This is a genomic window from Bacteroides graminisolvens, assembly GCF_963666085.1.
Lineage (GTDB): Bacteria > Bacteroidota > Bacteroidia > Bacteroidales > Bacteroidaceae > Bacteroides > Bacteroides graminisolvens.
This window is the reverse complement of the sequence record NZ_OY762556.1, coordinates 2,046,748-2,072,890: the sequence shown is the minus strand read 5'-3', so window position 1 is coordinate 2,072,890 and position 26,143 is coordinate 2,046,748. Positions and strand designations below refer to the sequence as shown.

Here is a 26,143-nt window from a genome sequence, read left to right as displayed (position 1 = left end):
AGTGTCTTCATCATTCATTTACTTTAATTAAAATATTCTCTCTTATTAATATATATCTTTCAATACCGTTACATTTCCGCAATGGTCCGTCACTGTTAGTTCAACAATGTGTTTACTCGTTTTGCTTACTCTGGTCGGATCTATTTTGCAAATTAAGCGATTAGTCATCATTTCCCATTGGAAAAGTGCATATTTTCCATCAATTGTTCCGCGGTAAGAACGGATTCCCGTCTGCCCGTCTTTTACCCGATAAAGTATTTTTCCGGCCCTTGCCCACGTATTCTTACTCAATGGAGTAACGACCGGCGGAACAGTATCGACTGCTACAACATAAGTTCCCAGCGAAAGGATTTTGGCTTTTACAAATCCATTTTCATAACGTCCGCCAACACTCGATAAACGGCTCCCTGTTTTTCGGGCTATATAGTATTTGGTTGTATCCTGAACAACTCTCCGGCGCACACCGATCGACAACTCGCAACTGGCATGTAACGGAACCCCTTCATCATTCAGCTGATAAATGTACGAAACAGCATTGGAATCCGGATAAACTTTAAATTGTACAGGCAAATCAGTATAAAGCACACCCTTTGGAACGATTAATGTCATACCGGGCTCCTGCAAATAATTCACCTGATCCCATTTAAAAAGATACTTTTCCTTGTGTTCCAAAGGGGGAACAGGTTGTTTCTTCCCACTTATTACAAACCGATATCGAGCCGTATTCCCATAATAATCTTTCAGTTCATACAGGAAATGATAATCTCGCTCCTCATTAATAGTAACTAATCCCCTCTCAGCATTATGGGCACGCAACATACGCAATGTATTACCCGGATCAATAAACGATTTCATGAAATGCCCGTGAGTCCACGAGTTGATCATTCGATTTTCAGCGGATGAATAGCGATCGACCACACTATTATACACCTCAGCACCATCAACATACAGTGTAACAGAGTACACCCCGTATCGGTTTGAAGTTCCCGTCATATAATCATAAGCCTTTATGCCGGTACCAATCACTCCCCACGCTTCTGTAGGCCTTACGGTATTTAATGCAATAATTTTATTTTGCAGGCTTCCCTGAACAACTCCTTTTCCCGGCTGGGGAAAAATCATAATAGCCTCTGCTCGGGGAGCACGATTGTCTTTTATATATTTACTAAAAAATGGCAAGGGATCCAGTCGATCACCGGTAGCATCTTCTATCAGGTCCAAGTGAAGATGCGGTCCCATAGAATAGCCCGTATTTCCGCTCCATGCAATTTGCTGACCGGCATGCACGGGGTATTGTGCTGCTGAAGGGATCAAATCAACTTCCCATGACTCCTTTTCGTATTGATATGCTTCTATCGCGTCGGCCATTGGCTTAACGAATCCGGACAAATGGCGATATATGGCAGTATATCCGTTACTGTAACGAACATGTAGCATATATCCCGAACCATGTGTTACCATAATTCGGGATATGTATCCGTCAGCAATTGCCAATACTCTCTTGCCAATTGTGTTTTGGGTTTTAAAATCAAGACCTCCGTGGAAATGATTCGGACGCAATTCGCCGAAATTCCCGCTGAGCGTCAAAGGAATATCAAGCGGAGGGGTAAAAGTTGTGGTATGATTTGTCTGAGCGTATACTTTAATACTACCTAGCAGTAATAAAGTTACTATATATTTTTTCATCTATATGCAGTTTTAATCGGGAATGCAAACTTAGCGTTTTTTTTCCTAAAAACATTGGCATCCTTTTGCAAACTAGTCACAGAGCATATACATACAAGAATAATTAACACACATTTTATTCATTTACGCCTCTAAACTTACTTACTCGAAACTTCTCCCTCGGAATATTCGGCAAGTTCACGTTCCGGCTCAACCATGCCATATTGTTCATCATGCTGGCTGATATCAAGACCTATTCTTTCACTGTTAGCCGAAACCCGCATGGGTATCATTTTGTTAGTTAGCCAATACAACGCGTAAGTCACTACAAAAGTATAGACACAAACAATAATTACGGCCAGGATATGAATGAAAAATACATCCCAATGACCGTCTATCAATCCGTGCACAAAAACACCTGTTAATACAGTACCTAAGATGCCTCCTACTCCATGCGTAGGAAAAACATCCAAAGCATCATCTACTGAAGTGTGATTTTTCCAGTAAACAGCCACGTTACAAACAATTGTTGTTACCAGAGCTATAAAGATACTTTCACCCACTGTAACAAAGCCGGCAGACGGGGTTATAGCAACCAATCCCACAACAGCTCCGATAGCCGCACCCATAGCAGACGGTTTACGTCCACGTAAACAATCAAAAACAACCCATGCCATCATAGCTGTTGCCGACGCAGTATTTGTATTTAAGAAAGCTTTTACCGCAACTCCGTTAGCAGCCAACGATGAGCCCGCGTTAAAGCCAAACCAACCCAGCCACAACATAGCAGCTCCTAATATAACAAAAGGTATATTGGCAGGTACATGAGTTGAATTTTGTTCTGTTCTTTTGCCTAAAAATATAGCACCGGCAAGCGCTGCCACACCCGATGAAGCATGAACCACAATACCACCGGCAAAGTCAACAACCCCCATCTGACGAAGGAAGCCGTCTGGATGCCAGGTCCAATGAGCCAATGGGCAATATACAAAAATACAGAAAAGCATCATGAATACGAGATAGCCTGAGAACCTCACGCGCTCTGCAAAAGAGCCCGTTATCAAAGAAGGAGTTATGATGGCAAACTTCATCTGAAACAAAGCAAAAAGAGCCAATGGTATTGTTGGAGCAAGCAAAGGATCGGTTTTGGCTCCTACACCATCAAACATGAAAAACGTTGCCGGATTACCCACAAAACTGCCGATATCATCGCCGAAAGCCAAACTGAAACCAAAAACAACCCATATAATACTAATAACACCCATTGCTATAAAACTTTGCAAGATGGTTGAAATAACGTTTTTCTGGCGCACCATTCCTCCATAAAATAGAGATAATCCAGGAGTCATCATCAGCACAAAAATAGTTGCCGTTATCATCCAAGCAACATCCGCGTTATTTACATTTGAATCAACAGTCCACAATTCGGGTTGCTCAGGAGCAAAAAGGCCCATTACACTAATGACTACTAGTATAGCCATCAAAATAATCCATCTTTTCTTCATCTACAAACAGCTTTTATTGGTTAATATATATAATTATCATATAGAAATAATATAATCACAACTTAGATCATTTGACAAAATCAGGTGCAAATATACAGATCTTTTAGATATAAAAAAAGCAAATAATGAATCATATTGATAAAAAGGACAAGCAGCAACCATATAAACTTATAATTTAAAACAAAAAAAGCATAATAAAGAACTATATGACATTATAAAGATAAAAACTGATCCATAATTCTACATATAAATAATAAATGGGAGCAATACATCAATTCCCACCATTTATATATCATAATGAATTAAAAAGCCATAAACACAAAAAATAAAGTGACAATAAGAAGGCTCAAAACACATAATATCATAATAAGACAACTTCAACTTACATTTTATTACTTATTTAAAAACAAAAAAAGAAATTAGAAACTTCCATTACATTCTGCCATAAAACAGTTCAATTCTGAGAATAACGAATGAGGAATATTACTACATTGCGAAATAATTAACCCCCAAAAACGGACATTATGATAATTGGAATTCCCAAAGAAATCAAAAACAATGAAAACCGGGTTGGAATGACGCCAGCCGGAGTTTTTGAGTTATGTAAAAGAGGGCACAAAGTATTTGTGCAACATACCGCAGGTATGGGTAGCGGATTCAGTGATGATGAATACCTCACAGCAGGTGCAGTAATATTACCTACAATCGAGGAGGTCTATGCAACAGCTGAGATGATCATTAAAGTTAAAGAGCCTATAAAACCTGAGTATGAACTGATCAAAGAAGGTCAACTGCTTTTTACTTACTTCCATTTTGCATCGGATGAAGAATTGACTCATGCCATGATTAAAAGTGGAGCTGTTTGTTTGGCGTACGAAACGGTGAGAAAAGAGGATGGCTCACTCCCACTACTTATTCCCATGAGTGAAGTTGCCGGAAGAATGGCCGTACAAGAAGGAGCACGTTTCTTAGAAAAGCCTCAAGGTGGTAAAGGTATTCTTTTAGGTGGAGTACCTGGAGTAAAACCTGCTAAAGTTCTTATTTTGGGAGGAGGAGTAGTGGGCACTCATTCGGCACTTCTTGCTGCGGGTGCAGGTGCAGATGTTACCATTGCAGACATTTCTCTTCCACGTTTACGTTACTTAAGTGAGATACTTCCCAAAAACGTAAAAACGCTCTATTCTTCTGAGCACAACATTAAAGAGGAATTGCCATCAACCAACCTTATCATTGGCTCCGTACTCATACCCGGTGATAAAGCTCCGCATCTCATCACCAAAGAGATGTTAAAGATGATGCAACCCGGAACTGTTATGGTAGATGTTGCAATAGATCAAGGCGGATGTTTTGAAACATCACATGCCACCAGCCACAGTGAACCCGTATACACGGTTGACGGAGTTGTACACTATGCAGTAGCGAATATTCCCGGAGCTGTACCTTATACATCCACACTTGCTCTGACAAATGCAACTCTGCCGTATGCTCTATTTTTAGCAGACAAAGGATGGCAACGCGCATGCAAAGAAAGTTCTGCATTATTTGCCGGGCTTAATGTCGTGGGTGGAAAAGTCACATTCAAGGCAGTGGCAGATGTCTATGGATTAAAATACGAACCGATTACTCTATAATTCTGATTTTAATAAATACGTAAAAGGCTGTCTCAAAAGAATTCTTCTCGAGGCAGCCTTTTTATCTATATCTATTATTATATAGAATGACGCGATGACATTCACCAATTATTTTCTTTCTGACATGCGGCTTTAAAATCCTCAACCAACTCTGCCATAACCTCTGCTACCGTATTTTTTTGATCAATCAAAGCAGTAACCTGACCTATCTCCAGCTCACCTTCATCCAGATATCCTTCGAAGATTCCTTTTTTAGCGCGTCCCTTTCCAAGCAAATCACGCATCTCCTCCACTGAAGACCCTTTATTTTCAGCATCTTCCACCAAGTCACGAAATGCATTTTTGGCAAGTCGCGTAGGCGCCAGTTTCTTTAGTAACAATTTAGTGTCACCCTCTTTCAGGGTCAGGCAATACTCTTTGAAGTCATTGTGTGCCGAGCTCTCTTCGGTCAACGCAAAGCGGCTACCTATCTGAACCCCGTCGGCACCGAGAACAGAGGCCGCAAGAATCGCTTCGCCTGTTCCTATTCCGCCGGCAGCAATCAGAGGGAGTGAAATAGCCTTGCGAACAGCCGGAATTAAACACAAAGTAGTCGTTTCTTCTCTTCCATTATGTCCACCCGCTTCAAAGCCTTCGGCCACAACAGCATCAACACCGGCTTCTTGGCATTTCAAAGCAAACTTAGCAGACGAAACAACATGCACTACCGTGATTCCTTTTTCCTTCAACCAACTCGTCCAGGTTTTAGGGTTTCCGGCTGATGTAAAAACAATCTTAACACCTTCTTCCACAATGATATTCATGATTTCTTCAATCTGAGGATACATCAGCGGCACGTTTACTCCAAAAGGCTTAATTGTCGCCAGTTTGCATTTTTGAATATGATCGCGCAAAACATCCGGATGCATAGACCCGGCGCCAAGTAAACCAAGACCACCCGCATTACTAACAGCAGAAGCAAGTCTCCAACCGCTGCACCAAACCATTCCACCTTGTATAATCGGATATTGAATTCCCAAAAGAGAAGTTATTCTATTCATATTACTTTATTTTTAAATATATGCAAATGTAAAGCTCACATATAAAACGACCAAATAAAAAAGCCAAATAGAGCGTCTATGAAGCCAAAAACCTTTTTACTTGATTTTTTGGCGTAGTATAGGTTCATCTATCAAAACCGAAGTAGAATCGCCATAGCTAGCTAACACCTCTAGTGTACGTGCCTTACGTTTATTTCCTTTAATATTCCAGAAGTCTTTTGTGAAAGGCGTCATAAAATCATATCCGGTGGGACCTGCAGCTGACTTCCACGCTCCAACAGCCTTATTGTTAGCCCGTTCTGCTAAGGGATTGTACCTCAAACCCGTAGCTTCTATCTCTTCCAGCGATTTCCTGTAACCACCCTCAAACGGATGTTTGGCCCAATTTGTGGGAATAGACAAGGCATAAAGAGTCTCAAAAGGATTGGATTTATAGGTGTCTGCCTTTACGTCAATTTTCTTTTTATAAATGGGATCATAGTTATATTTTGTTCTCGCTGTATAAGGCATTAGCGTCAAAACCAACTTTTCTTTCTCGGGATACACCTTTGGAAGAGATTCATCGTACTTTGTAGCAGAAGATTCACGAATGATCAAAGGACTTCCCAGATCTTGCTGCACCTGTTTTATGGCTTCCTGATTCAATTTTATCTCACCGTCACCCTCTAACAATCTTTTCAGATTGATAGAGTCCTTCCCTGTCCATTGTGCATGAGACAACAGCGACAAGGAAGTGACAAAAACAAATAAAGCTATACGTTTTGTCATTCAACATCTATTTTTAAAAGATTACCACCAACGATATCCGCTACCACAAAGCGGGTCATTATAGCACGGGGTTATGGTCCATTGAGTTTGAGGATATTGAGAGTTTTCCCACCAGAATCGATATCTTTTAGCAGCATCGTGTACTTCCTCATTTGAAAGGAAGTAGATTCCCTCATAATTAGTTGCGTCAGCGTAAACCATCTTGCACCCCAAAGAAGCATATTGCCCTAAGCGTATACTTTCTACAATCCACAACATGCACTCTCCCAACCGAACCTTGGTTCCAAAATAAGTGCATACCGGTGGCAACGGGAATGAAGGAATAATAGTCAGATCATCGGCATAGGTCAATAGTTTGGGAATATCTTCTCTTGTAAATTTAGGAACCTCAATATATCCGTCGGGCCCTTTAGTTTTATAACTACCATCTTTTAACTGCTTCACGAAAAGATCCACATCAGGATCATTGTAATCGATCACCTCATCGGTACATCCGCAAAAGCCCAACAGTAAAAGCGTCATCGTTATTATGAATACAATGTTTTTCATACCATTTAATTTAGGGATTACCGAATCAATATGTCATTCTTACTCCGCAAAGAAGGTTCAAATTGGTAGACTTTCTGGAACGAGCAGTTTCCCATTGCCTATCCGCATCGAAGTGGCGAACCAGAGTGGGTTCGGCAAACACAGCAAACTTATCATTCAGTTTGTAATTCACTCCTAAACCAGCTGTCATAGCCAACTGTATCGGTTCACTGCCAAACCCGTTGCGAGGTGCTCCCCCGATACATTTGTCGGCAATTCCACCTATCGAAGCATAAACATCCAACTTGTCATTGGTAGCAATTAACAAATTCGCTTTAACCGGAACACCTATGTAATGCAAGTTTCCTTGATCAACACTCTGTTCGCACGAGTAATTGATCCCAGCCTCCACAGAAAAACGCTTACTGAGTTTTTTCTCAAGCGTAACGCTTGCCCCTATAGGCGCGCGTAATCCTTTCGCTGAAACAGGAGCTATACTTGCCCCTATCTTCAATGCTGTGGTTGCTTTTTTCGTACTTTCGGAAGAATTGTCGTTTGAATTATTCACGCTTTGAGCCTCTGTTCTATCAGAGACTGCCTGTTCGCTAACCATTGCTGTTTGTTGCTGGCGTTTGTTTCTGTTGCGGCTGGTATAAGAAGAGGAAGAAGAAAACGAAAAAGACATGGATACTGTTACAGAAACAGAATCGGATGCATTTTCAGAAAGATTAGTTGAAGAAGAAGGTAGATCGCCTGAGCCCGATGATTTACTCAAAACAGTAGCCGGATGAATGGAAGGAAAGTCCTCTTTTACAGCATCATCCTCCAAAGTAGCATTGGCACCGGCAGTACGCTCAGCCTGAACAAATGCGTTGGCTATTTCTTCTTTGGGAGAGAAATACCAAAATGCCGCAGAGGCAGCCATAAGTACAAGCAATACCGAAGCTGCAGCACTGAAACGATAAATCATCAGTTTGCGATGACGAACAGCAACAGGCAAATCTTTTTCAAGCTTCTCCCAGCATGTTTCCCTGACAGGAAGCTCTGCTTCTGTCAATCGCGAACGAAACAAGTCCGTTAATTCATCATTTTCTTTCTTCATGATTCAAATATTCTTTAATTTTTTTTGCGAGCAAACTTTTAGCGCGATGCAATTGGGAAGTCGAAGAATGCTCTTTTATACGAAGCAAATCCGCAATTTCCTTGTGCGATTTATCTTCAAAAACATATAAGTTGAACACGGTACGGCACCCATCGGGTAACTCGGCAACAAAAGCCAGTAATTGCTCTTCTGAAATCCGGTTCGCGTTCTCCCTGTCTTGAAGTTCATCGGGAATATCAGGAATCTGTTCCTCTCTCACCATTGTCTGACTAATCTTTTTTTGCTTTCTCAGATAATCGAGTGATTGAGTGACCATAATTCTGGTAATCCATGTACTAAGCGATGCTTCACCCCGGAAATTAAATCCGGTAAATATTTTAATGAAAGCATCGTGTAGTACATCATGCGCTGCATCCATATCGCCAGTATAACGGTAGCACACCGCCAGCATCTTGTTGGAATAGAGGGTGTAAAGTTTCTTGCGGGCTACATTGTCACCTGCCTTACAGCCTTTAATTAATTCAATTTCGTTTTCCAACTTAAATGCCTTTTTGCCTAACGTTATGTTTGCGCCGTTTGCAAGTTAGACGCAGTAAACGAAAGAATGCTGCAAACAAAAATATTAAAGAATATTAAAATCAACAAGCCTTGAAACTCATATCAAGACCTTTCACCGAGTGGGTCAACGCCCCAACCGATATATAATCCACCCCGCACAATGCGTAGTCGCGCAGTGTATCAAAAGTAATGCCTCCCGAAGACTCCGTTTCATACTTACCGGCAATCAGTTCTACCGCTTTGCGTGTGTTTTCGGGCGTGAAATTATCGAGCATGATTCGGTCAACCCCACCAATGGCAAGCACTTGATTTAATTCATCAAAGTTACGGACTTCAATTTCAATCTTCAGGTCCTTTCCTTTTTCCTTGCAGTAGTTTTGTGCTCGCTGAATGGCTTTATCAATACCGCCGGCAAAGTCAACATGATTATCTTTTAGAAGAATCATATCAAAAAGTCCGATACGATGATTCACTCCACCACCTATCTTGACTGCCGCTTTCTCGAGCATACGCATGCCCGGAGTCGTTTTACGTGTATCGAGAACGCGCGTTTTCGTCCCTTCAAGCTGTTTCACGTAACGACGTGTCATGGTGGCAATACCACTCATGCGCTGCATCACGTTTAGCATCAATCTTTCCGTTTGTAAAAGAGACTGCACCCTGCCTTCCACAATCATGGCAACATCACCGGGTTTAACCTCCGTTCCATCATTTATAAATACTTCCACTTTCATCTCCGAATCAAAACGATGAAATATTTCTTTGGCAATCTCAATACCGGCCAATACTCCTGCCTCTTTAATCAGCAGTTTTGATTTCCCCATAGCTGTGTCAGGAATACACGAAAGCGTTGTATGATCGCCATCGCCTATATCCTCGGCAAAAGCCAGATCAATCAGTCTGTCTATCAACTCATTCATTGGTTTTGTCTATTCTTATTTGATAAATTAAAAATCTATTGTCTACTCGTTTGAAAAAGCAATTCACACGGAAGCTGCCATTATCTGTAGTAAGCGTTCCGATGACAAAGCCCGACTCATCTCGTCGGCCCTGGTGGTTCACGCTGAAACCAATCACCTTGTTTTTTGAGAAAAAATCAGCCATCATAGTTTGTGCAGTCTGATTATTCACGTCAGATGAACGATTCTGAATAATCAAGTTGACTTTACTTCCAAGGTAGTTGCTTAATTCTTGTGAATTCCCTTTTTTAAAAGCTATTGATAATCCGGCCGGTATATCCTGTGCCAGTGAAACCGACACAAAAAGAAATAAGGCACTCATCCATAAAAACACTCTTTTTCTCATAAACAAAAGCATTAAAAGATAAGCAAAGGTAAGCATTTATATAAGAAAACAACAAAAAAGCATTATTTTTGTCGGTTCAAAGGGCACATCAATCAATCCCTGACAGAGAAAATGAAAACAATATTATTAGTAGTAGGACGCACAGTTGAGCAACATTACATAACAGCCATCAACGATTACATCGAACGAACCAAACGTTATATTTCGTTTGATATGGAAGTTATACCTGAGCTTAAAAACACGAAAAGCCTTACGGAAGAGCAACAAAAAGAGAAAGAAGGCGAATTGATTTGCAAATTTCTTCAGTCGGGAGATGTTGTGGTGCTTCTCGATGAGAACGGCAAAGAGTTTCGCTCGGTTGAATTTGCTTCATGGATGGAGAAAAAGATGGCTAACGTAAACAAGCGTCTCATTTTCATCATTGGAGGTCCTTACGGATTTTCACCGAAAGTATATCAAACTGCCCATGAAAAGATCTCCATGTCAAAAATGACATTCTCTCATCAAATGATCAGACTAATCTTCACTGAGCAGCTTTACAGAGCCATGAACATACTTCACGGAGGTCCTTACCACCATGAATAACGACTATCCGTTCAAATCGTGATGCATCATGCGGAAACGTGCCATCTCTTCGTAAGATGTACCCGGACGGCCATAATTAGCAAAAGGATAAATAGATATACCTCCCCGGGGAGTGAATATGCCTGTTACCTCAATATATTTGGGATTCATCAGTTGTATGAGATCTTTCATAATGATATTCACACAATCTTCATGAAAGGCTCCATGATTGCGGAAGCTAAAAAGATAAAGTTTTAAGCTTTTGCTCTCAACCATTTTCACATCGGGCAGATAAGCAATGCGTATCTCCGCGAAATCGGGCTGACCGGTAATAGGACACAGACTCGTAAATTCGGGACAATTAAATCGTACCCAATAATCATTTCCGGGATGTTTATTATCAAAAGCCTCCAAAACGTCGGGAGCATAGTCCTGTTTATACTCCGTGTTCCTTCCCAACAAAGAGAGTTGATCTTTTAGTTCCGCCATATTATTTTTTTGTTTTTAAATATTCATCCAGTCCTTGCCCACGAAGTTTGCACGCCGGGCAATGACCGCACCCATCTGCAGGTACTCCATTATAACAAGTCAATGTTTCATTACGAACTACATCAAGCACTCCCAGCTCATCTGCCAAAGCCCATGTTTGAGCTTTGTTTATCCACATCAGTGGGGTATGCAATATAAACTGTTCATCCATGGCCAGATTCAGTGTCACATTCAACGACTTGATAAACGAATCGCGACAATCCGGATAGCCGCTATAATCCGTCTGAGAAACTCCGGTAACGATGTCACGTACTCCTCTTTCTCGAGCAAAAACCGCAGCAATGCTTAAAAAGAAAAGGTTTCGGCCCGGCACAAATGTATTAGGGAAAGAATCTGCCGGCTTCTCTTCGTCCATCAACAAAGACGTATCCGTCAAGGAATTACGTCCCAGCTGACTTATAAAAGAAACATCCATCACATGAAACTCCACTCCTGCCCTTGCGGCAATACCTTTTGCCAATTCCACTTCGTGCACGTGTTTTTGTCCGTATACGAAGCTCAGCGCATATACCGTTTTAAATTGTTTTTTCGCCCAAAATAAGCAAGTTGTGGAATCTTGTCCTCCACTGAACAAAACTACCGCCGCATCTTTTACATCCGTCATACCTCTTTGACTTTAAGGATGTTGTACGAAATGTTTTCGTCATAAACATCACTGCCATCAACCTTCTTGATGTATTTTACAACACGGATAGTAACCGGCAGTACCAATACCTCATACAGAGACTTCAATACAATTTGCACACCCATCATCAAAATCAGTTCATTCCAAGGAATTATTCCGGCAAAAGCAATGGGAAAGAAAATAATAGAATCACCCGTCTCGCCCACAACAGTTGACCAAATAGCCCGTGCCGAGAAGTTCTTTCCCTTACTGGCTATTTTCATTTTACTCATCACATAAGCATTTAGAAAAGAGCCAACCAAGAAAGCCGACAAGCTGGCCACTACGATGCGAGGAGCCATACCAAAGACAAAGTTAAAAGACTCTTCACCCTCCCAGAAAGGAGCTGCGGGGAGTGCAACTGCTACTTGCCCTAAAGCAACAACAAAGAAGTTCATCACAAAGCCACTCCAAATAATCAGTCGAGCTTTTTTAAAGCCCCATACTTCGGCAATGCAATCATTAATAATGTAAGAGATGGGAAAAACAATCAGGCCGGCAGTTACAGTTATACCAAAAACCTGAATAACTTTGGTTTCAAGAAGATTAGCCGCAATAAGGCACACATTAAATAAAATGCCAAGCAGCATGAAAGGCACAGAAACTTTACTGTTCATAAATCTTGTTTTTTACGTGGTATTCAAGCACACGACCGCAAACTTCCCGTTTCAGTATCTTTCACTGAAAGCATGCGGTGCCACAAATTATTAACTCTATGCAAAGAGTAAATGCTATTGCATACTCTTTTGCGGTACAAAGGTAAACATATTATTTAAATTAACCGATTTGATAACCCATAAAAAAAGTTCGGCTGCACACAACACCCTTTGTGGCAGCCGAACATTGCTGTTAAACAGCAAGAGAGAAAACCTAAAATTTATAGTCTACACCCAACCCGAATACTTTGTTAGTACGTGAATAAACATCAGTTCCTCCTAATGGAAGTCCGTTGTAGTTATCCATTTCCTTCGTGTAGTCGCTGTAGTTGGTCCAAAAATAAGCCACGTTTAGTTTTAGTTTTGATGAAAGTTTAATTCCGGCACCGAAACCTAATGAATAAGAGTCACAAGAAAAACTTGTATCGCTCTGAAAACCGTCAGCCAAAGCGTAATCAGTACGTTGATAACCACCGCTAATGCTAACGCGATCATGCACGTCCCATTCAATACCCATTAAGTACTCATTGGTACCACCCTTTAAAGCCTCTTGTTTGTCACCGGCCATACCTGCCTGCTTGTCATCGAAGAAATGATATTCCACAGAAGCGCGAAGAGTAGGAAGAATTTCATAACCTACGGCCGCTGTCAGCAAAGCCGGAATGTCATTTGGCGTATTAACTCCATTCTTGTAAGCAGCCAATGCACCATCAGGATCGCTGTTCTTCTTTGTCTGGTTTTCAATGTTCAGACTTGTCATAAACTCATATTTCAATCCCATGTTCCACTTGCCAAGCTTCACGTCAGCACCGATAATAGGAGTCAGCCCCCATCCGGTTTGATCCAAATCAAGTTCCAGACTATACAATGTTTGATTGGGAACATAGTTTTTATACTGATCCTTTATATTCGCAGTAAGATAGCCGGTATATCCACCCGAGAAGTAGTTCATACGACCACCGCCAAACACAGACAACCAATCATTTACTTTATACGTAATACCAAATTGCGCTGCATAAATAAACTGACGACCTTCCATAGCGGAAGCAATTGTATATAAATCGGTAGCAGCATTGGCGCCTGTCGCAGCCACCAACGGTTGTAACTGCTGAGCCATTCCGGCCATTACCTTCGAATCAAACATAGGCAAACCTGTATCAAAAGAGGCCTTTCCTCCTCCTCCACCTACAGCAAAACTACCGGAAAACACCCAATTTCCGTTTTTATAAGCTGCCTGCACACTGGGTATGAACGGAGCGGATGCCGTACCTTTATAGTTGCGTGTATGTCCTTCTTCCGGGAACAAAGGGAAAGTGGCATCAATTACACGTGTCTGGTAAGCACTCTGACCATTCAAAGAAAGGTAAAGGCCATCCGTTGGCAGAAATCCCAGACCGGCCGGGTTATAATATACACCGTCGATATCAACTGAAGCCCCACGGGCTATCATACGAAGAAAACTAACATGCTGATTTGTATTTGTCAGGAGACCTCCTGCAAAAGTTGAAACTGAAACGATCAGCGACAAGGCGCTCATCAGAAATACTTTTCTCATTAAGTTCGCTATTTAAGTTAATCAGGGCGCAAAGATAGCACAAAATTGCACACCTCAAATATTTTTGTGCATATTATTTCTCTAAACGACAAAATTAATTAAAGAAACAAACTGTTCACAATGAAACTAACCGCTCAGAATCAGTGCCATCCCGATTTCAAAAGCTATTATCTTTTAAGAATTCGGCAAGAGCTTTTTAGTCTTTTTAGAAACAATTCAGGCTAACCGAACGTTAACTTATATTAGAACAAAATACCAAACAACAATAAAACAATTATAATCATGGCTTTTAATATCGCTTTTTTCGGTACGCAACCTTATGACGAGTCATCATTCAAACACAAGAATGCTGAATTTGGCTTTGAACTGAAGTTTTTCAAAGGGCATCTGAACATGAACAACGTTATTCTGACTCAGGGAGTTGACGTGGTATGTATTTTTGTGAATGACATTGCCGACGCACAAGTGATTCGTGCCATGGCTGCCAATGGTGTCAAACTGATTGCCTTGCGCTGTGCCGGATACAACAACGTAGATCTTAACGCTGCTCAAGAGAACGGAATTAAAGTGGTGCGCGTGCCCGCTTATTCTCCTTACGCCGTAGCCGAACATACCGTGGCACTCATGTTAGCCCTCAACAGAAGAATTCCCCGGGCAACCTGGCGCACACGCGACGGCAATTTTTCTCTGAACGGATTGCTGGGATTCGATATGCACGGCAAAACGGCGGGAATTATCGGCACCGGTAAAATAGCCAAGATATTAATTCAAATTCTAAAGGGATTCGGTATGAATATTCTGGCATACGATTTATATCCTGACAACAACTTTGCACGAGAACACCAGGTGGTTTACACTTCACTGGATGAATTATACCACAGTTCAGACATCATTTCTCTGCACTGTCCGCTTACGGAACAAACCAAATATCTCATCAATGACTATTCCATCAGTAAGATGAAAGACGGGGTGATGATTATCAACACTGGGCGCGGACAGCTCATTCATACCAACGCATTGATTGAAGGATTGAAAAACAAAAAAATAGGTTCAGCCGGACTGGATGTGTACGAAGAAGAAGGCGATTATTTTTATGAAGATAAGTCAGACCGCATCATTGATGACGATGTCTTGGCTCGCCTCTTATCATTCAACAACGTAATCGTTACATCGCATCAGGCATTCTTCACGCACGAAGCGCTTGAAAATATAGCTAGCACTACGTTGCAAAATATTAAAGATTTTGCCGAGAACAAATCTTTGGCAAACGAAGTAAAAGTATAAACGTATGAAAACAATTATAGACAGGAGTAACAAACGGGGCCATTCACTTTACGAATGGCTCGATAGTTATCATAGTTTCAGCTTTGGCAACTATTACAATCCCGAGAAAATGGGATTTGGTGCGCTGCGGGTATTGAATGATGACATCATTGCCCCCGAAACGGGCTTTGATACTCATCCCCACAAAAACATGGAGATTGTAACCATTCCTCTGAAAGGAGAGTTGAAACATGGCGACAGTAAAATGAACGAGCGGATCATTACCCCCGGAGATATTCAGGTTATGAGCGCCGGAACAGGCATATACCACAGCGAGAGTAATCCTCATGGTTCCGTTAATGCGGAGATTCTTCAGATATGGATATTGCCGCACACCCGCAATACCGAACCCAATTATAATGATTACAACATACGCGAGCTGCTCAAACCCAATGAACTGACCACCCTTGTTGCCCCTGACGGCAGTGCCCCGGGCACACTTTTGCAGCAAGCATGGTTCTCCATGGGGACATTTGATGCCGGACAAGACTTCAGCTATTCATTGCACAATAAACAGAACGGTATTTATGTGTTCGTTATTGAAGGTGAAGCACAAATAGAGAATACCACGCTGAACCGCAGAGATGCCATGGGAATATATGATGTCGATCAAGTGAAGATTGCTTCTAAAAAGAAAAGTCATCTTCTGGTTATTGAAGTTCCACTCTAAAAGACAGAACAATGAAGATCAATCTGGCGAACATCCGTCAAGAATATGCAAAAGGAGGATTAAAGGTCAGCGACATGCCCGATAATCCTCTTCCTTTATTTGAAAAATGGCTCAATGAAGCCATTGAAGCCCAAACAGCAGAACCTACTGCTGTGCTGGTAGGAACCGTATCGCCGGAGGGTACTCCTTCTACCCGCACTGTTTTGTTGAAAGCTCTGCGCGAAGGCAAATTTGTATTTTACACCAACTACGAAAGTCGTAAAGGAACTCATTTGGCCAACAACCCGCACATTTCTCTTTCCTTTGTGTGGCATGAACTCGAACGCCAAGTGCATGTAGAAGGAATAGCCGCTAAAGTGAGTGCGCAAGAATCTGATGCTTATTTTCAAACACGGCCCTACAAAAGTCGCATCGGTGCTCGCATCTCTCCGCAAAGTCGCCCCATAGCCAATCGCATGGAAATTATGCGTAAATTTGTAGCCGAAGCAGCCCGCTGGGTGGGAAAAGAAGCTGAACGCCCCTCCAACTGGGGCGGTTACGAGGTGGAGCCGCTCCGCATTGAGTTTTGGCAGGGACGCCCCAGCAGACTGCACGATCGTTTTCTTTATACCTTTTCGGCTCAGGACAACAGTTGGAAACTAGAACGGCTTGCGCCATAAAACTTATAAGAAATGAAACTTACCTATATTTATCACAGTGGCTTCGCCATTGAAGCCGAAGAAGTAACCATTATCATTGATTACTACCAGGACTCGTCGGAAACACACCCCGATCAGGGAGTGGTGCACGACTACCTGCTACAGCGTCCGGGGAAAATCTATGTATTGTCAACCCACTTCCATGCCGACCATTTTAATCGCGACATACTGGCTTGGAAAGAAAGACGGCCCGACATCATTTACCTTTTTTCGAGAGACATATTGGCACAAAAAAAGGCCTCGAAAGCAGAAGGCAACTACATCCGCAAATCGCAAGTTTACAAAGACGACCGACTGCGAATAGAGGCTTTCGGCTCAACCGACGCCGGCATATCTTATCTCATCGATGTGCAAGGAATGCGCATTTTTCATGCCGGCGACCTGAACAACTGGCACTGGAGTGAAGAATCTACTGAAAAAGAAGTACGTAAAGCCGAAGGCGATTTTCTGGCGGAAGTCAAACTTTTGCAGGCCAAAGCCCCCGCTATTGATGTTGTTATGTTTCCCGTTGACTCCAGATTGGGAAAAGATTATTTTAGAGGAGCTACACAGTTCGTAGAACGAATAAAAACTTCTATATTTGTGCCCATGCACTTTGGTGAAGATTATAAAGGCGGGAATGCTTTTGCAGAAACTGCCAGTAAGTACGGTTGTCGTTTTATAACCATCACACAGCGCGGAGAAACATTCGACATCAATAAATAAATATCAATATGAACCGATTAACACACCTGCTGGTCATTACACTACTGCTTTGCATACCCGCTTTAACGTATGCACAAGATGATAATGACGATGAAAAAGAAAACCCGAGTAAATACCTGGTTGGCGCTGTTCCTGAGAAAGACGGCAAAGTGGTTTTCTCTCAAGAGATGTTATTGCCCGGTCTCTCTAAAGATCAGGTTTACGACCAAATGCTTTCGTGGATGGAAAAGCGTTTGAAAAAGAATAAAAATAAAAGCCGTGTGGTGTATGCCGACAAAAGCAAAGGTATGATAGCCGGTACAGGTGAAGAATATATTGTTTTTAAATCAACTTCACTTTCACTTGATCGTACCATAGTAAACTACCAGCTTACTGCCACCTGCGAATTCGGCAAATGCCTGCTGGAAATAGAAAAGATACGTTACGTATATCAGGAAAAAGAAAAGTTCACAGCCGAAGAATGGATTACCGATCAAAATGCGTTGAACAAAGACAAGAGCAAATTGGTACGCGGGTTATCAAAGTTCCGCATTAAAACAGTTGATTTTGCCGATGCTCTGTTAACCAACGCGCAAACGGCCATGGGTGCTGCACCGACAGTTGCACAAACAGCAGCTCCCGCAGCAACAGTAGCAGCCGTACAGGTTGCAACAGCAAAGCCCGATGTCAGTTCTATTCCGGCAGTAACGGCAAACACACCTGCTGCATCGGGAACCACAAGCCTCAACGGTTACAAGGCCATAGCGCCCGATAAAATACCCGGAAACATCATAAAAATGCTTTCCGAAGACTGGATGCTTATCACTGCAGGCAACAACAGCCAGTTCAACATGATGACAGCCAGCTGGGGCGGACTGGGCTTCCTTTATGAAAAACCGGTTACTTACTGTTTCATCAACCCCACCCGCTACACCTATCAGCTGATGGAAAAGAATGACACGTACACCCTTTCTTTCTATACGGAAGCATATCGAAATGCTTTGCAATACTGTGGTAGTAACTCCGGCAAAGACACAGACAAGGTAAAAGGTGCCGGACTCACTCCAATCACCACTCCGCTGGGAAGTAAAGCATTCTCAGAGGCATGGTTAATCATTGAATGCCGCAAATTAGTATCTCAATCGCTCACCCCCGAAGCAATAAACAACAACGAGTTGCAGCAAAAATGGATGGGTAAGCAATTACATAAAATGTACATTGGTGAAATCATCAATGTATGGGTTAAATAACTAGCAATATTTACGAATAATGGAAATTAAAAGCAGATTCGACCACTTTAACATCAACGTGACTGATTTGGAACGCAGCATAGCCTTTTACGAAAAAGCGCTGGGTTTGAAAGAACACCGCCGCAAAGAAGCGAAAGATGGCTCATTTATATTGGTTTACCTAACCGACAGCACCACCGGTTTCCTGTTGGAACTTACTTGGTTGCGTGACCATACACAGCCTTACGAACTGGGCGAAAACGAAAGCCATTTGTGCTTCCGCACCGAAGGTGATTACGATGAAGTACGCAAGTTTCACAAAGAGATGAACTGCGTTTGTTACGAAAATCATGACATGGGGCTTTATTTTATCAATGACCCCGACGGTTATTGGATTGAAATTTTACCGGTAAAGTAAAGACGCAACCGGACAAATAAAAAAAGAGGCAGCTTTATCGAAATAAAAGTTGCCTCTTTTTTATATTACTTTTTATGCCGGTTGGCACGCTTAGTTCTAATTTCGGCCTTCATTTTAGCAGCTCCCGAGCCGTGAAGCCCACGAATATAAGTCGCCTTTTTGGCCTTAGTCTTTACTTTGGGTTTGTCCTCATTGGAAGATTCTTTCTTTCCTTTGAAAACCAAACCACCTACTATTACATCTTCGATGCCCATACTTTTCTTCACTTAAGTTATTGAGGCAACAAAGATAAGCATTTTTTGCTTACCCGCATATAATTCTCTATCTTTGCCGCAAATAACCAGATTATATCAACATGAATTTTTCTTTGCCATCTGCTGATAAGGACCCCATGGGTGCTGCCATAGCCGACTATTACAACCTGCATAAAGCGGGACGTCTGCGTGTTTTTTCTTCTCTTTTTGATGAAGATGAAATACCGGTAAAGGATTTGTTTCGCGGACTGAAACAGATGCCTGTCATAGAACAAACGGCGTTGCAAATGGCCGAAGGCAAAATATTGGATGTAGGAGCAGGCAGCGGTTGCCACTCACTGGCCTTGCAAGAGATGAACAAAGAGGTATGTGCCATTGACATATCGGCCTTATCGGTTGAAGTGATGAAAAAGAGAGGCGTAAAAGATGCCCACCTCGTCAATCTTTTCGACGCAACCTTTCACGAACAGTTTGACACCATCTTATTATTGATGAACGGATCGGGCATCATTGGTAAAATAGAAAACCTCCCCATCTTTTTTCAGACAATGAAAAGACTGCTTCGCCCGGGCGGTTGCATTCTGATGGATTCCAGTGACCTCCGCTATCTTTTTGAGGAAGAAGACGGCAGTTACGTCATTGATCTGGCCGGCGATTATTACGGTGAAATAGACTTCCAGATGCAATACAAAAACATCAAGGGTGATACGTTCGACTGGTTGTACATCGACTTTCAGACACTAAGTCTGTACGCCTCCGAATTTGGCTTTCAAACAGAACTAATCAAAGAAGGAAAACATTACGATTACTTGGCCAAGCTGACTATTTAGTCAGCATGGCATCAATGTGAGCAACCAGCGAAGCAAACTCCTCTTCGTTATACAAGCGGGTCAGTTTCACAATGCGTCCGTCGCGGTCAATCAGTACGTTGCGTGTAATGCCCGATTCCCTCAAAGCATATTTAGCAAAAATATCCGCACCGGGATCCAGACCTAACGGATAAGTAACTCCTACCGCCTTTCCAAATGCAATAACCTTATCAAGCGGTTCGTCACGGTCGATGCCTATCAATACAAAACGATCGTTCGCTTGATGTTTCTGCCATATATCCTTTTCAATGAAAGGCATCTCTTTACGACACACCCCGCACCAACTGGCAGTAAACTGTAACATGACCACCTTGCCACGCAAAGAAGAAAGAGTAACCTGTTTCCCATCGGTTAGCGTCACCGTAAAATCGGGAGCCTCATCACCTACCCTAACAATATACCCGGTACTGTCGGCTTTTGCCTCAACACCTTGCTGATTCTTCTGCTGACCCGACACACAACCCAGGGCAGAAAGCAGAAAAAAGCTACAAATAAAAAATAATTTTGTTCTCATTGATATATCTAACTAATTGATTTGCAAATGTAAGCAAAGAAAACAGCAGTTCAAATAGCTAACCTGTGGTATATGCACTATTGCAAGATCAAAAAATAGTTTGTACCTTCGCACCCGCAAAACAGAAAACGCCTCTTTAGCTCAGTTGGCCAGAGCACGTGATTTGTAATCTCGGGGTCGTTGGTTCGAATCCGACAAGAGGCTCATAAAAAAACTCTTCAATCAAAAATGGTTGAAGAGTTTTTTGTTGTTAACTGTTGCCTGAAACAATTTATTTACCTGCATCTAATACTCCCGAGTCCTTATCCTCGTTATTCAATCTTTTCTCTACAGAGCTAAACTTACGGCCAAAATTAAAGTTATAAGAAACTGAGAATACCATCATCTTTGAAAGATTTCCGATGTAAATACGTTCTTTGGAAGGAGCCAAAGCGTTGTAGTTATCGTCTCCACCTTTCCAAGTCTTTGTAAACGGATTCAGCGTCATCATACCCAACGTCAGACTTTTGTGGCGATAGTTCATGCCAATGGAATGGAAATTCTCATTGCGACTCATTGTTTCGCCATACAAATTATTGCGCCCTTTCTTTATATATCCATATAACGACCAAGCCTTATACGTAGCATTGAGGGTTCCGTTGTAATACCAGTTGGTATACGTGTGGTGATAGTTCAGTCCCCTGCTGTCAAAATGAGCCATACCACCGCTAAACTTCATGGTGAGCAGATCCTTAAAAGGCTTCACCGAGATAGAAACTTCCGTATTCAACCGTTGCCAGCTCTTTTGGTTCTCCATGCTGCGAACAAACTTCCCATTTTCCAGCGTAGTACTTTCCATGATGGGATTATCAGAATACCTGTGCCCCACATACACACCACCGTTAAAGATGCCTTTACTCATTTCATAATTCAACGAATGTGCATACACCATGTAAGGTTTCAGCTGACTATTTCCGCGACGAATCTGCATGGAGTCAACTATTTGCTCCACATTCTCAAGATCAGAAAGAGACGGAGAAGAGCTATACAAATTGGCAGTATACTTGATAGACGACTTGTCGGTCAGGTTATACTTCAAACTAATGGTGGGGCGCAACGTATAGTCCTGATACCCGTTACCCTGAGCACTCATCCAAGAGCGTGTTCCGCCTATTCCCAACGAATAATTGAAACGTTTTACCTTTCCTTTAAACTCAGCATACAGGTATGTCTCCGCTTGCTTCATCGTACTTTCGGCATTGGTTGAACCGGTATACGTATTGTCCGTATAGCTTTGCGTATGCTTTATTCCGGCACTGAGGCTACCACTTTTAAAACCTTTCTCATAAATACCCTCACCAATCACCGAATACTTATCACCATCTATGTCAGAAAGCAATTCGGTTAAAGTTTCATTGCCCGTCATTTCGGAATAATATCTTTTCTTACCCGTGTCAATGTACGTTCCCACCAAATTGAACATTAAAAATTGCTGATTCTTGAGATTCGACTGAAAATACAAGTCCACAGAAGGGATGTGCGTTTCGGATGACGATTTCTCGATCATGTTCATTGCTTCGTTTGAGCGATGAAGCCAATACAACTTACTGGTATGATTTTCGCGGGGAACGTCATTGATCTGATTGCGGACAGTTGCATTAAAAAACCATTTATCAGGTTCCTGATAACTATAATTCAAATGCATGTATTGCCAGTTCATCTTCCACCAGTCGGGTGATCCCTCCTCAATGCGATTCAACACTCGGCCGTCGGCCATGTGAAACTCCTCCGAATTATTTCGGTACATCTCGTCAATGCCACGGTAACTGCCGCTGTAGAATACGCCAAATTCAGATTTGTTGTGATTCAGTTTGGCATTAAAATTATTGTCGCCGAAAGGAAACTGAAAAGAATTGCTCAGGTCGGCAGATACATATCCCCCACTGTTGCGACGACGCACAATATAATCAATCACCGCTTCGGCATTTTGATACCGCGCTCCCGGTTCTTCATAATGTTCAATGCGGACAATGTCTTCCGGACGGATCGATTTAATCTCTTCCACACTAGCCTTCACGCCGTTGATGCGAAGTTGCACTTCGCCACCACCTGCACCCGACACCGCATTGCGTAACAAGTCAATGTCGATGCGGTTCAAATTAAGCCGTTGCAGCAAATCAAATCCGTTGGTCGATGATTTAAGTTGAGAGGCACTGGGAAGTACCACCTTGCGATCAACTTTATTAATCACGTTGGCACCCGTTACCACTACCTCATTTAAAGCGATTGAAGTACTGTCAATCTCAATACGCCCCAAATCAATATTTTTGGTAAAGTCTTTCAGTTCCAGTGTTCTGGTTTCGTATCCCAGACAAGAAATTTGTAATTTATAGGCTCCTTTGTGAAGGTTATTCATATTAAAACGACCTTTATCATCGGTAATACCCCCCGTTACAAAAACCGAGTCGTTATTCCTGAGAACCACATTGGCAAATTCAACAGGTTGTTTGGATGATGACATGATCAATCCCTTTAATTGCAGTGCCTGGCCCAACACACATTGACATGCGAATACGGTGACAAGCAAACTTAGTATCTTTTTCATTAAAATCAGGCTATTCCAGTTAATACTCTATTTTTATTTTTGTGCGCGCTACAAATGTTAGACGTAACAAGCCCGCGGGAAGTTGCACGCAAATAAAAAAAAGCCTGATTTTTGTGATAACAGTTACCTCAGAACGTTTTAATAAAGACTCACTGTTTCCGCCTTATTCATCAGATAAAGCTCAGGAAAAACAGTTTTCAGCTCCTCTTTTTTTTGTTGCCATTGGGCATTCAGGTACAAAGGAACATGCATTATTATTATCTTCTTAGGCCTCAGCTTAGAGATGATGTATTTCAAATCATCAACCGAGTTAAGCATCTCGTAATACAGAAATGCCACATCGGCATGCAAGTCGGCATCCTGATTCCGGTCGAAATACTTTTTCATATTTTCGATGCTGGTATCTCCCGAGTGAAAGATGCGCAACCCGTCGGCCTCTATGCTATAAGCAACATTGAACATGTACTCCTCCAAATCAACATCTCCACGGTAGTAAGACAAATGCTTCATGCCGTGCGCGGTAATTTGCACACCGTTAACCACCTGCGAACAAGAAGCATTCGGCGCAGGAGTCTGTTCACAAAACTGTTTCTTCAGCGTAACAAAGCCAAAGCGATCACCATCAATGAACACCAGCGCATTCTTATTCGTGACCAGCTTCATAGCCGGAAACTTTTTAAGGTATTTTTCAATCAGCAACGGTTCGCAATGATCTTTGTGATAATGCGTGAGCAAACACATATCGACGTTATCAAAAGGAGCACGTCCATTGAGAATCGCATCAATCGTATCTTTACCGGGCACATCAAAAAGACCGTAGCTTTCAGTAAAAAGAGCATCGATAAGCAGCTTGTGACGAGGAGTTTGCAACAAGTATCCCTCGTTGGCAACATACGTTATTTGCAACTTGTTTTGCGAGCCCTGCGCAAACAGTTCACTGATACACACGTTGAACAGAGTAATAACCAACACCAGAAATATACGCATAATGCTTTCTATTAAATTTAAATAATACTTTCGTAAAAGTCTTTTTTGTACATATCGCCAACGGGAATCAGTTTCTCACCAATCTTGATTTTATTCTGCACAACAGACGTTATTTTGCCTAACGCAACCACGTACGACTTATGAACCCGTACAAACTCGTGAGGCGGCAACATCGTTAAGATGTTCTTAAAGCTCTGCTTGGTCAGCACCTTTTTGTTTGGCAAATAAATTTTCAGATACCCTTGCATGCCTTCAATATAAAGAATGTCGTGCAGAGGAATGCTCTCCAATTTGTACTCCGAGCGAATGAATAATGCAGCTCCGGGCACATCATGAGCCGTTTCCCTTTTCAGTTTCACTTCGTCGGCCACCTTGTTGACAGCCGATAAGAACCGATCAAACGAATAAGGTTTCAGCAAATAATCGGACACGTTTAGTTCATAACCTTTCAGAGCATAGTCAGAATAAGCAGATGTGATGATCACATGCGGTTTGCAAGAGAGATTTTCAATCAGCTCAATGCCCGTCATCACCTCCATCTGTATATCAAGAAACAGCAGATCGACTTCGTGCGAATTCAGAAAACACAATCCGTCAAACGCATTCTCGAAAGAACCCATCAATTTGAGAGAAGGCACTCTTTCAATAAACAATTTAAGCTTTTCGGCGGCAAGTGGTTCGTCTTCAACAAGGATGCACGACAAGGTCATAATCGAATAATTAATTTGACGCTAAAGGTATTCATTCCGTTGTCAATATCCAAAACAAATCGGTTCGGATATAACAACTGCAATCGTTTTTTTACATTTTCCAAACCAATGCCGGCAAACGGACGAACGACTTGCGGAGTTGCCCCTTTTTCACGACAATTATTCACACAGTCAAACGCCAAAACATCTTCATCGACAGAGACGGTGATCCGAATCACAGGCATCGGTCCTGCTTGCGAACAATGTTTGAACGCATTTTCCACCAAAGGGATGAGTAACATCGGAGCAATCTGCAAACCGGACATGGCCGATTCTTGGGGCACAACAAACTTCACAGATTCTTCCTTGGTAAAACGAACACGTTGCAAGTCAACGTAACGCTTCAGATAGTCGACCTCCTGCTTCAACGCAACCTTGGCTGTTTGCGTTTCGTAAATCATATAGCGTAACATTTCCGACAATTTGATGAGCATATCCGAAGCATCTTCGGGAGATTTCCGGATCAGCGAATCAATGTTGTTGAGCGTATTAAACAAGAAATGCGGGTTTATTTGCAGCTTCAGCAATTCCAACTCATTTTTAAGATGCTCCTTCTCAATCTGTTCCTTCATTTGAATATTCGCAAACCAGTTTTCAAATCCCTTTATCAAGCAACCACATTGCGCTATAATAAAGGAACCGATAACGGGAGGTACCGTAGTACTCCAGTCGGTCACATTAAAATCGACAAAGAAACATTTGATAATGCCGAAAAAGAACACAGAAGCAACCACACTCAAAGCCACTGAAAAGAGAATATAACGAACCAATTGTTTCCTTTCAAAAAAGCCCGTCAGCATGAAATACGAGAAGTAAAACACCGCCATTGCCCAGATGAAATTCACCAGATACATACTATTAGCGTGTTGTATAGCCGAAAGTAATTCTCTGTGGGGCGCCATATTGATGAGCAGACTAAACAGTCCGAATACCAGCCAAAAAAGAGAATGAATGATTATTTTGAGAGTACGCATCATTTTTCAACAGATTAATTTGTTATAGAGACCCGAGCAACAAATATTCACACAAAGCTACCAATTGAATAGCAAAAGTAAAAGCATTACAGCAGATTAT

28 protein-coding genes and 1 tRNA gene are annotated in these 26,143 nt (G+C 42.0%); 10 read left to right on the top strand and 19 right to left on the bottom strand.

What is annotated here, in order from left to right:
* Positions 1-45: 45 nt before the first annotated feature.
* Complete coding sequence (locus tag ACKPCE_RS08545) at positions 46-1,686, bottom strand: M23 family metallopeptidase (RefSeq protein ID WP_319504854.1); 1,641 nt, start codon at positions 1,684-1,686, stop codon at positions 46-48.
* Between the two features lie 137 nt (positions 1,687-1,823).
* Positions 1,824-3,170, bottom strand: coding sequence for an ammonium transporter (locus ACKPCE_RS08540; protein WP_319504853.1), 1,347 nt, complete (start codon positions 3,168-3,170; stop codon positions 1,824-1,826).
* 524 nt (positions 3,171-3,694) lie between these two features.
* Between ACKPCE_RS08540 and ald the strand changes: the two genes are divergently transcribed.
* Complete coding sequence (gene ald, locus ACKPCE_RS08535; RefSeq protein WP_319504852.1) at positions 3,695-4,801, top strand: alanine dehydrogenase; 1,107 nt, start codon at positions 3,695-3,697, stop codon at positions 4,799-4,801.
* Positions 4,802-4,902: 101 nt separating this feature from the next.
* On the opposite strand, the gene ACKPCE_RS08530 is transcribed toward ald, so the two are convergent.
* The 7 genes from ACKPCE_RS08530 to ACKPCE_RS08500 form a co-directional block, all read right to left on the bottom strand.
* On the bottom strand, positions 4,903-5,841 hold the full coding sequence (locus tag ACKPCE_RS08530) for an NAD(P)H-dependent flavin oxidoreductase (RefSeq protein WP_319504851.1): 939 nt from the start codon (positions 5,839-5,841) through the stop codon (positions 4,903-4,905).
* A 96-nt stretch (positions 5,842-5,937) separates the two neighbouring features.
* On the bottom strand, positions 5,938-6,609 hold the full coding sequence (locus ACKPCE_RS08525) for a DUF4858 domain-containing protein (protein WP_319504850.1): 672 nt from the start codon (positions 6,607-6,609) through the stop codon (positions 5,938-5,940).
* Between the two features lie 21 nt (positions 6,610-6,630).
* On the bottom strand, positions 6,631-7,158 hold the full coding sequence (locus ACKPCE_RS08520) for a DUF4943 family protein (protein ID WP_319504849.1): 528 nt from the start codon (positions 7,156-7,158) through the stop codon (positions 6,631-6,633).
* 25 nt (positions 7,159-7,183) lie between these two features.
* Positions 7,184-8,239 carry a Dma2 family dual membrane-spanning anti-sigma factor gene (locus ACKPCE_RS08515; protein ID WP_319504848.1) on the bottom strand — a complete coding sequence of 352 codons (1,056 nt, stop codon included), beginning with the start codon at positions 8,237-8,239 and terminating at the stop codon, positions 7,184-7,186.
* Positions 8,223-8,777, bottom strand: a complete 555-nt coding sequence (locus ACKPCE_RS08510) for an RNA polymerase sigma factor (protein WP_024996189.1) — start codon at positions 8,775-8,777, stop codon at positions 8,223-8,225. The genes ACKPCE_RS08515 and ACKPCE_RS08510 overlap by 17 nt, the downstream gene beginning before the upstream one ends.
* 100 nt (positions 8,778-8,877) lie before the next feature.
* On the bottom strand, positions 8,878-9,717 hold the full coding sequence (nadC, locus tag ACKPCE_RS08505; RefSeq protein WP_024996190.1) for a carboxylating nicotinate-nucleotide diphosphorylase: 840 nt from the start codon (positions 9,715-9,717) through the stop codon (positions 8,878-8,880).
* On the bottom strand, positions 9,710-10,102 hold the full coding sequence (locus ACKPCE_RS08500) for a DUF4783 domain-containing protein (protein WP_024996191.1): 393 nt from the start codon (positions 10,100-10,102) through the stop codon (positions 9,710-9,712). Before ACKPCE_RS08500 ends, nadC begins: the two co-directional genes overlap by 8 nt.
* Before the next feature lie 111 nt (positions 10,103-10,213).
* Between ACKPCE_RS08500 and rlmH the strand changes: the two genes are divergently transcribed.
* On the top strand, positions 10,214-10,687 hold the full coding sequence (gene rlmH, locus ACKPCE_RS08495) for a 23S rRNA (pseudouridine(1915)-N(3))-methyltransferase RlmH (RefSeq protein ID WP_024996192.1): 474 nt from the start codon (positions 10,214-10,216) through the stop codon (positions 10,685-10,687).
* 3 nt (positions 10,688-10,690) lie between these two features.
* Here the strand turns inward: rlmH and queF are convergent, their stop codons facing one another.
* The 4 genes from queF to ACKPCE_RS08475 form a co-directional block, all read right to left on the bottom strand.
* The gene (gene queF / locus ACKPCE_RS08490; protein ID WP_276994271.1) at positions 10,691-11,155 is read right to left on the bottom strand and encodes a preQ(1) synthase; all 465 of its coding nucleotides are present in this window, start codon (positions 11,153-11,155) and stop codon (positions 10,691-10,693) included.
* Position 11,156: 1 nt separating this feature from the next.
* On the bottom strand, positions 11,157-11,819 hold the full coding sequence (queC, locus tag ACKPCE_RS08485; protein WP_319504847.1) for a 7-cyano-7-deazaguanine synthase QueC: 663 nt from the start codon (positions 11,817-11,819) through the stop codon (positions 11,157-11,159).
* Complete coding sequence (locus ACKPCE_RS08480) at positions 11,816-12,496, bottom strand: queuosine precursor transporter (protein WP_277639005.1); 681 nt, start codon at positions 12,494-12,496, stop codon at positions 11,816-11,818. Before ACKPCE_RS08480 ends, queC begins: the two co-directional genes overlap by 4 nt.
* A 253-nt stretch (positions 12,497-12,749) precedes the next feature.
* Positions 12,750-14,090 carry an OmpP1/FadL family transporter gene (locus tag ACKPCE_RS08475; protein ID WP_319504846.1) on the bottom strand — a complete coding sequence of 447 codons (1,341 nt, stop codon included), beginning with the start codon at positions 14,088-14,090 and terminating at the stop codon, positions 12,750-12,752.
* 282 nt (positions 14,091-14,372) lie between these two features.
* Between ACKPCE_RS08475 and ACKPCE_RS08470 the strand changes: the two genes are divergently transcribed.
* From ACKPCE_RS08470 to ACKPCE_RS08445, 6 genes are read left to right on the top strand one after another with little or no spacing between them, the layout of a single operon-like run.
* The gene (locus ACKPCE_RS08470) at positions 14,373-15,374 is read left to right on the top strand and encodes a 2-hydroxyacid dehydrogenase (RefSeq protein ID WP_024996197.1); all 1,002 of its coding nucleotides are present in this window, start codon (positions 14,373-14,375) and stop codon (positions 15,372-15,374) included.
* 4 nt (positions 15,375-15,378) lie between these two features.
* Positions 15,379-16,083 carry a pirin family protein gene (locus tag ACKPCE_RS08465; protein ID WP_027317911.1) on the top strand — a complete coding sequence of 235 codons (705 nt, stop codon included), beginning with the start codon at positions 15,379-15,381 and terminating at the stop codon, positions 16,081-16,083.
* Positions 16,084-16,094: 11 nt separating this feature from the next.
* A complete protein-coding gene (pdxH, locus tag ACKPCE_RS08460; protein WP_319504845.1) occupies positions 16,095-16,742 on the top strand; it encodes a pyridoxamine 5'-phosphate oxidase in 648 nt (215 codons plus the stop codon).
* A 12-nt stretch (positions 16,743-16,754) separates the two neighbouring features.
* Positions 16,755-17,486, top strand: coding sequence for an MBL fold metallo-hydrolase (locus ACKPCE_RS08455; RefSeq protein ID WP_319504844.1), 732 nt, complete (start codon positions 16,755-16,757; stop codon positions 17,484-17,486).
* A gap of 8 nt (positions 17,487-17,494) precedes the next feature.
* Positions 17,495-18,715 carry a DUF4468 domain-containing protein gene (locus ACKPCE_RS08450; protein WP_319504843.1) on the top strand — a complete coding sequence of 407 codons (1,221 nt, stop codon included), beginning with the start codon at positions 17,495-17,497 and terminating at the stop codon, positions 18,713-18,715.
* A gap of 19 nt (positions 18,716-18,734) precedes the next feature.
* Positions 18,735-19,112 carry a VOC family protein gene (locus ACKPCE_RS08445; protein ID WP_276963106.1) on the top strand — a complete coding sequence of 126 codons (378 nt, stop codon included), beginning with the start codon at positions 18,735-18,737 and terminating at the stop codon, positions 19,110-19,112.
* Between the two features lie 65 nt (positions 19,113-19,177).
* Here the strand turns inward: ACKPCE_RS08445 and ACKPCE_RS08440 are convergent, their stop codons facing one another.
* Positions 19,178-19,366, bottom strand: coding sequence for a hypothetical protein (locus ACKPCE_RS08440; RefSeq protein ID WP_276994018.1), 189 nt, complete (start codon positions 19,364-19,366; stop codon positions 19,178-19,180).
* Between the two features lie 101 nt (positions 19,367-19,467).
* Here ACKPCE_RS08440 and ACKPCE_RS08435 point away from each other — a divergent pair, with 101 nt between their 5' ends.
* Positions 19,468-20,196 carry a class I SAM-dependent methyltransferase gene (locus tag ACKPCE_RS08435; protein WP_319504842.1) on the top strand — a complete coding sequence of 243 codons (729 nt, stop codon included), beginning with the start codon at positions 19,468-19,470 and terminating at the stop codon, positions 20,194-20,196.
* On the opposite strand, the gene ACKPCE_RS08430 is transcribed toward ACKPCE_RS08435, so the two are convergent.
* On the bottom strand, positions 20,189-20,749 hold the full coding sequence (locus ACKPCE_RS08430; RefSeq protein WP_319504841.1) for a TlpA family protein disulfide reductase: 561 nt from the start codon (positions 20,747-20,749) through the stop codon (positions 20,189-20,191). The two genes, ACKPCE_RS08435 and ACKPCE_RS08430, sit on opposite strands and share 8 nt — an antisense overlap.
* 130 nt (positions 20,750-20,879) lie before the next feature.
* On the opposite strand from ACKPCE_RS08430, the gene ACKPCE_RS08425 reads away from it, so the two are divergent.
* Positions 20,880-20,953 (top strand) — tRNA-Thr (locus ACKPCE_RS08425).
* Positions 20,954-21,020: 67 nt separating this feature from the next.
* Here the strand turns inward: ACKPCE_RS08425 and ACKPCE_RS08420 are convergent.
* From ACKPCE_RS08420 to ACKPCE_RS08405, 4 genes are all read right to left on the bottom strand, one after another.
* Complete coding sequence (locus tag ACKPCE_RS08420; RefSeq protein ID WP_319504840.1) at positions 21,021-23,333, bottom strand: outer membrane beta-barrel protein; 2,313 nt, start codon at positions 23,331-23,333, stop codon at positions 21,021-21,023.
* Positions 23,334-23,471: 138 nt separating this feature from the next.
* Positions 23,472-24,320: an MBL fold metallo-hydrolase gene (locus tag ACKPCE_RS08415; protein ID WP_319504839.1), complete on the bottom strand. Its 849-nt coding sequence runs from the start codon at positions 24,318-24,320 to the stop codon at positions 23,472-23,474.
* 17 nt (positions 24,321-24,337) lie between these two features.
* A complete protein-coding gene (locus ACKPCE_RS08410; protein WP_319504838.1) occupies positions 24,338-25,030 on the bottom strand; it encodes a LytR/AlgR family response regulator transcription factor in 693 nt (230 codons plus the stop codon).
* Positions 25,027-26,046, bottom strand: a complete 1,020-nt coding sequence (locus ACKPCE_RS08405; RefSeq protein WP_319504837.1) for a sensor histidine kinase — start codon at positions 26,044-26,046, stop codon at positions 25,027-25,029. The genes ACKPCE_RS08410 and ACKPCE_RS08405 overlap by 4 nt, the downstream gene beginning before the upstream one ends.
* Between the last annotated feature and the right edge of the window lie 97 nt (positions 26,047-26,143).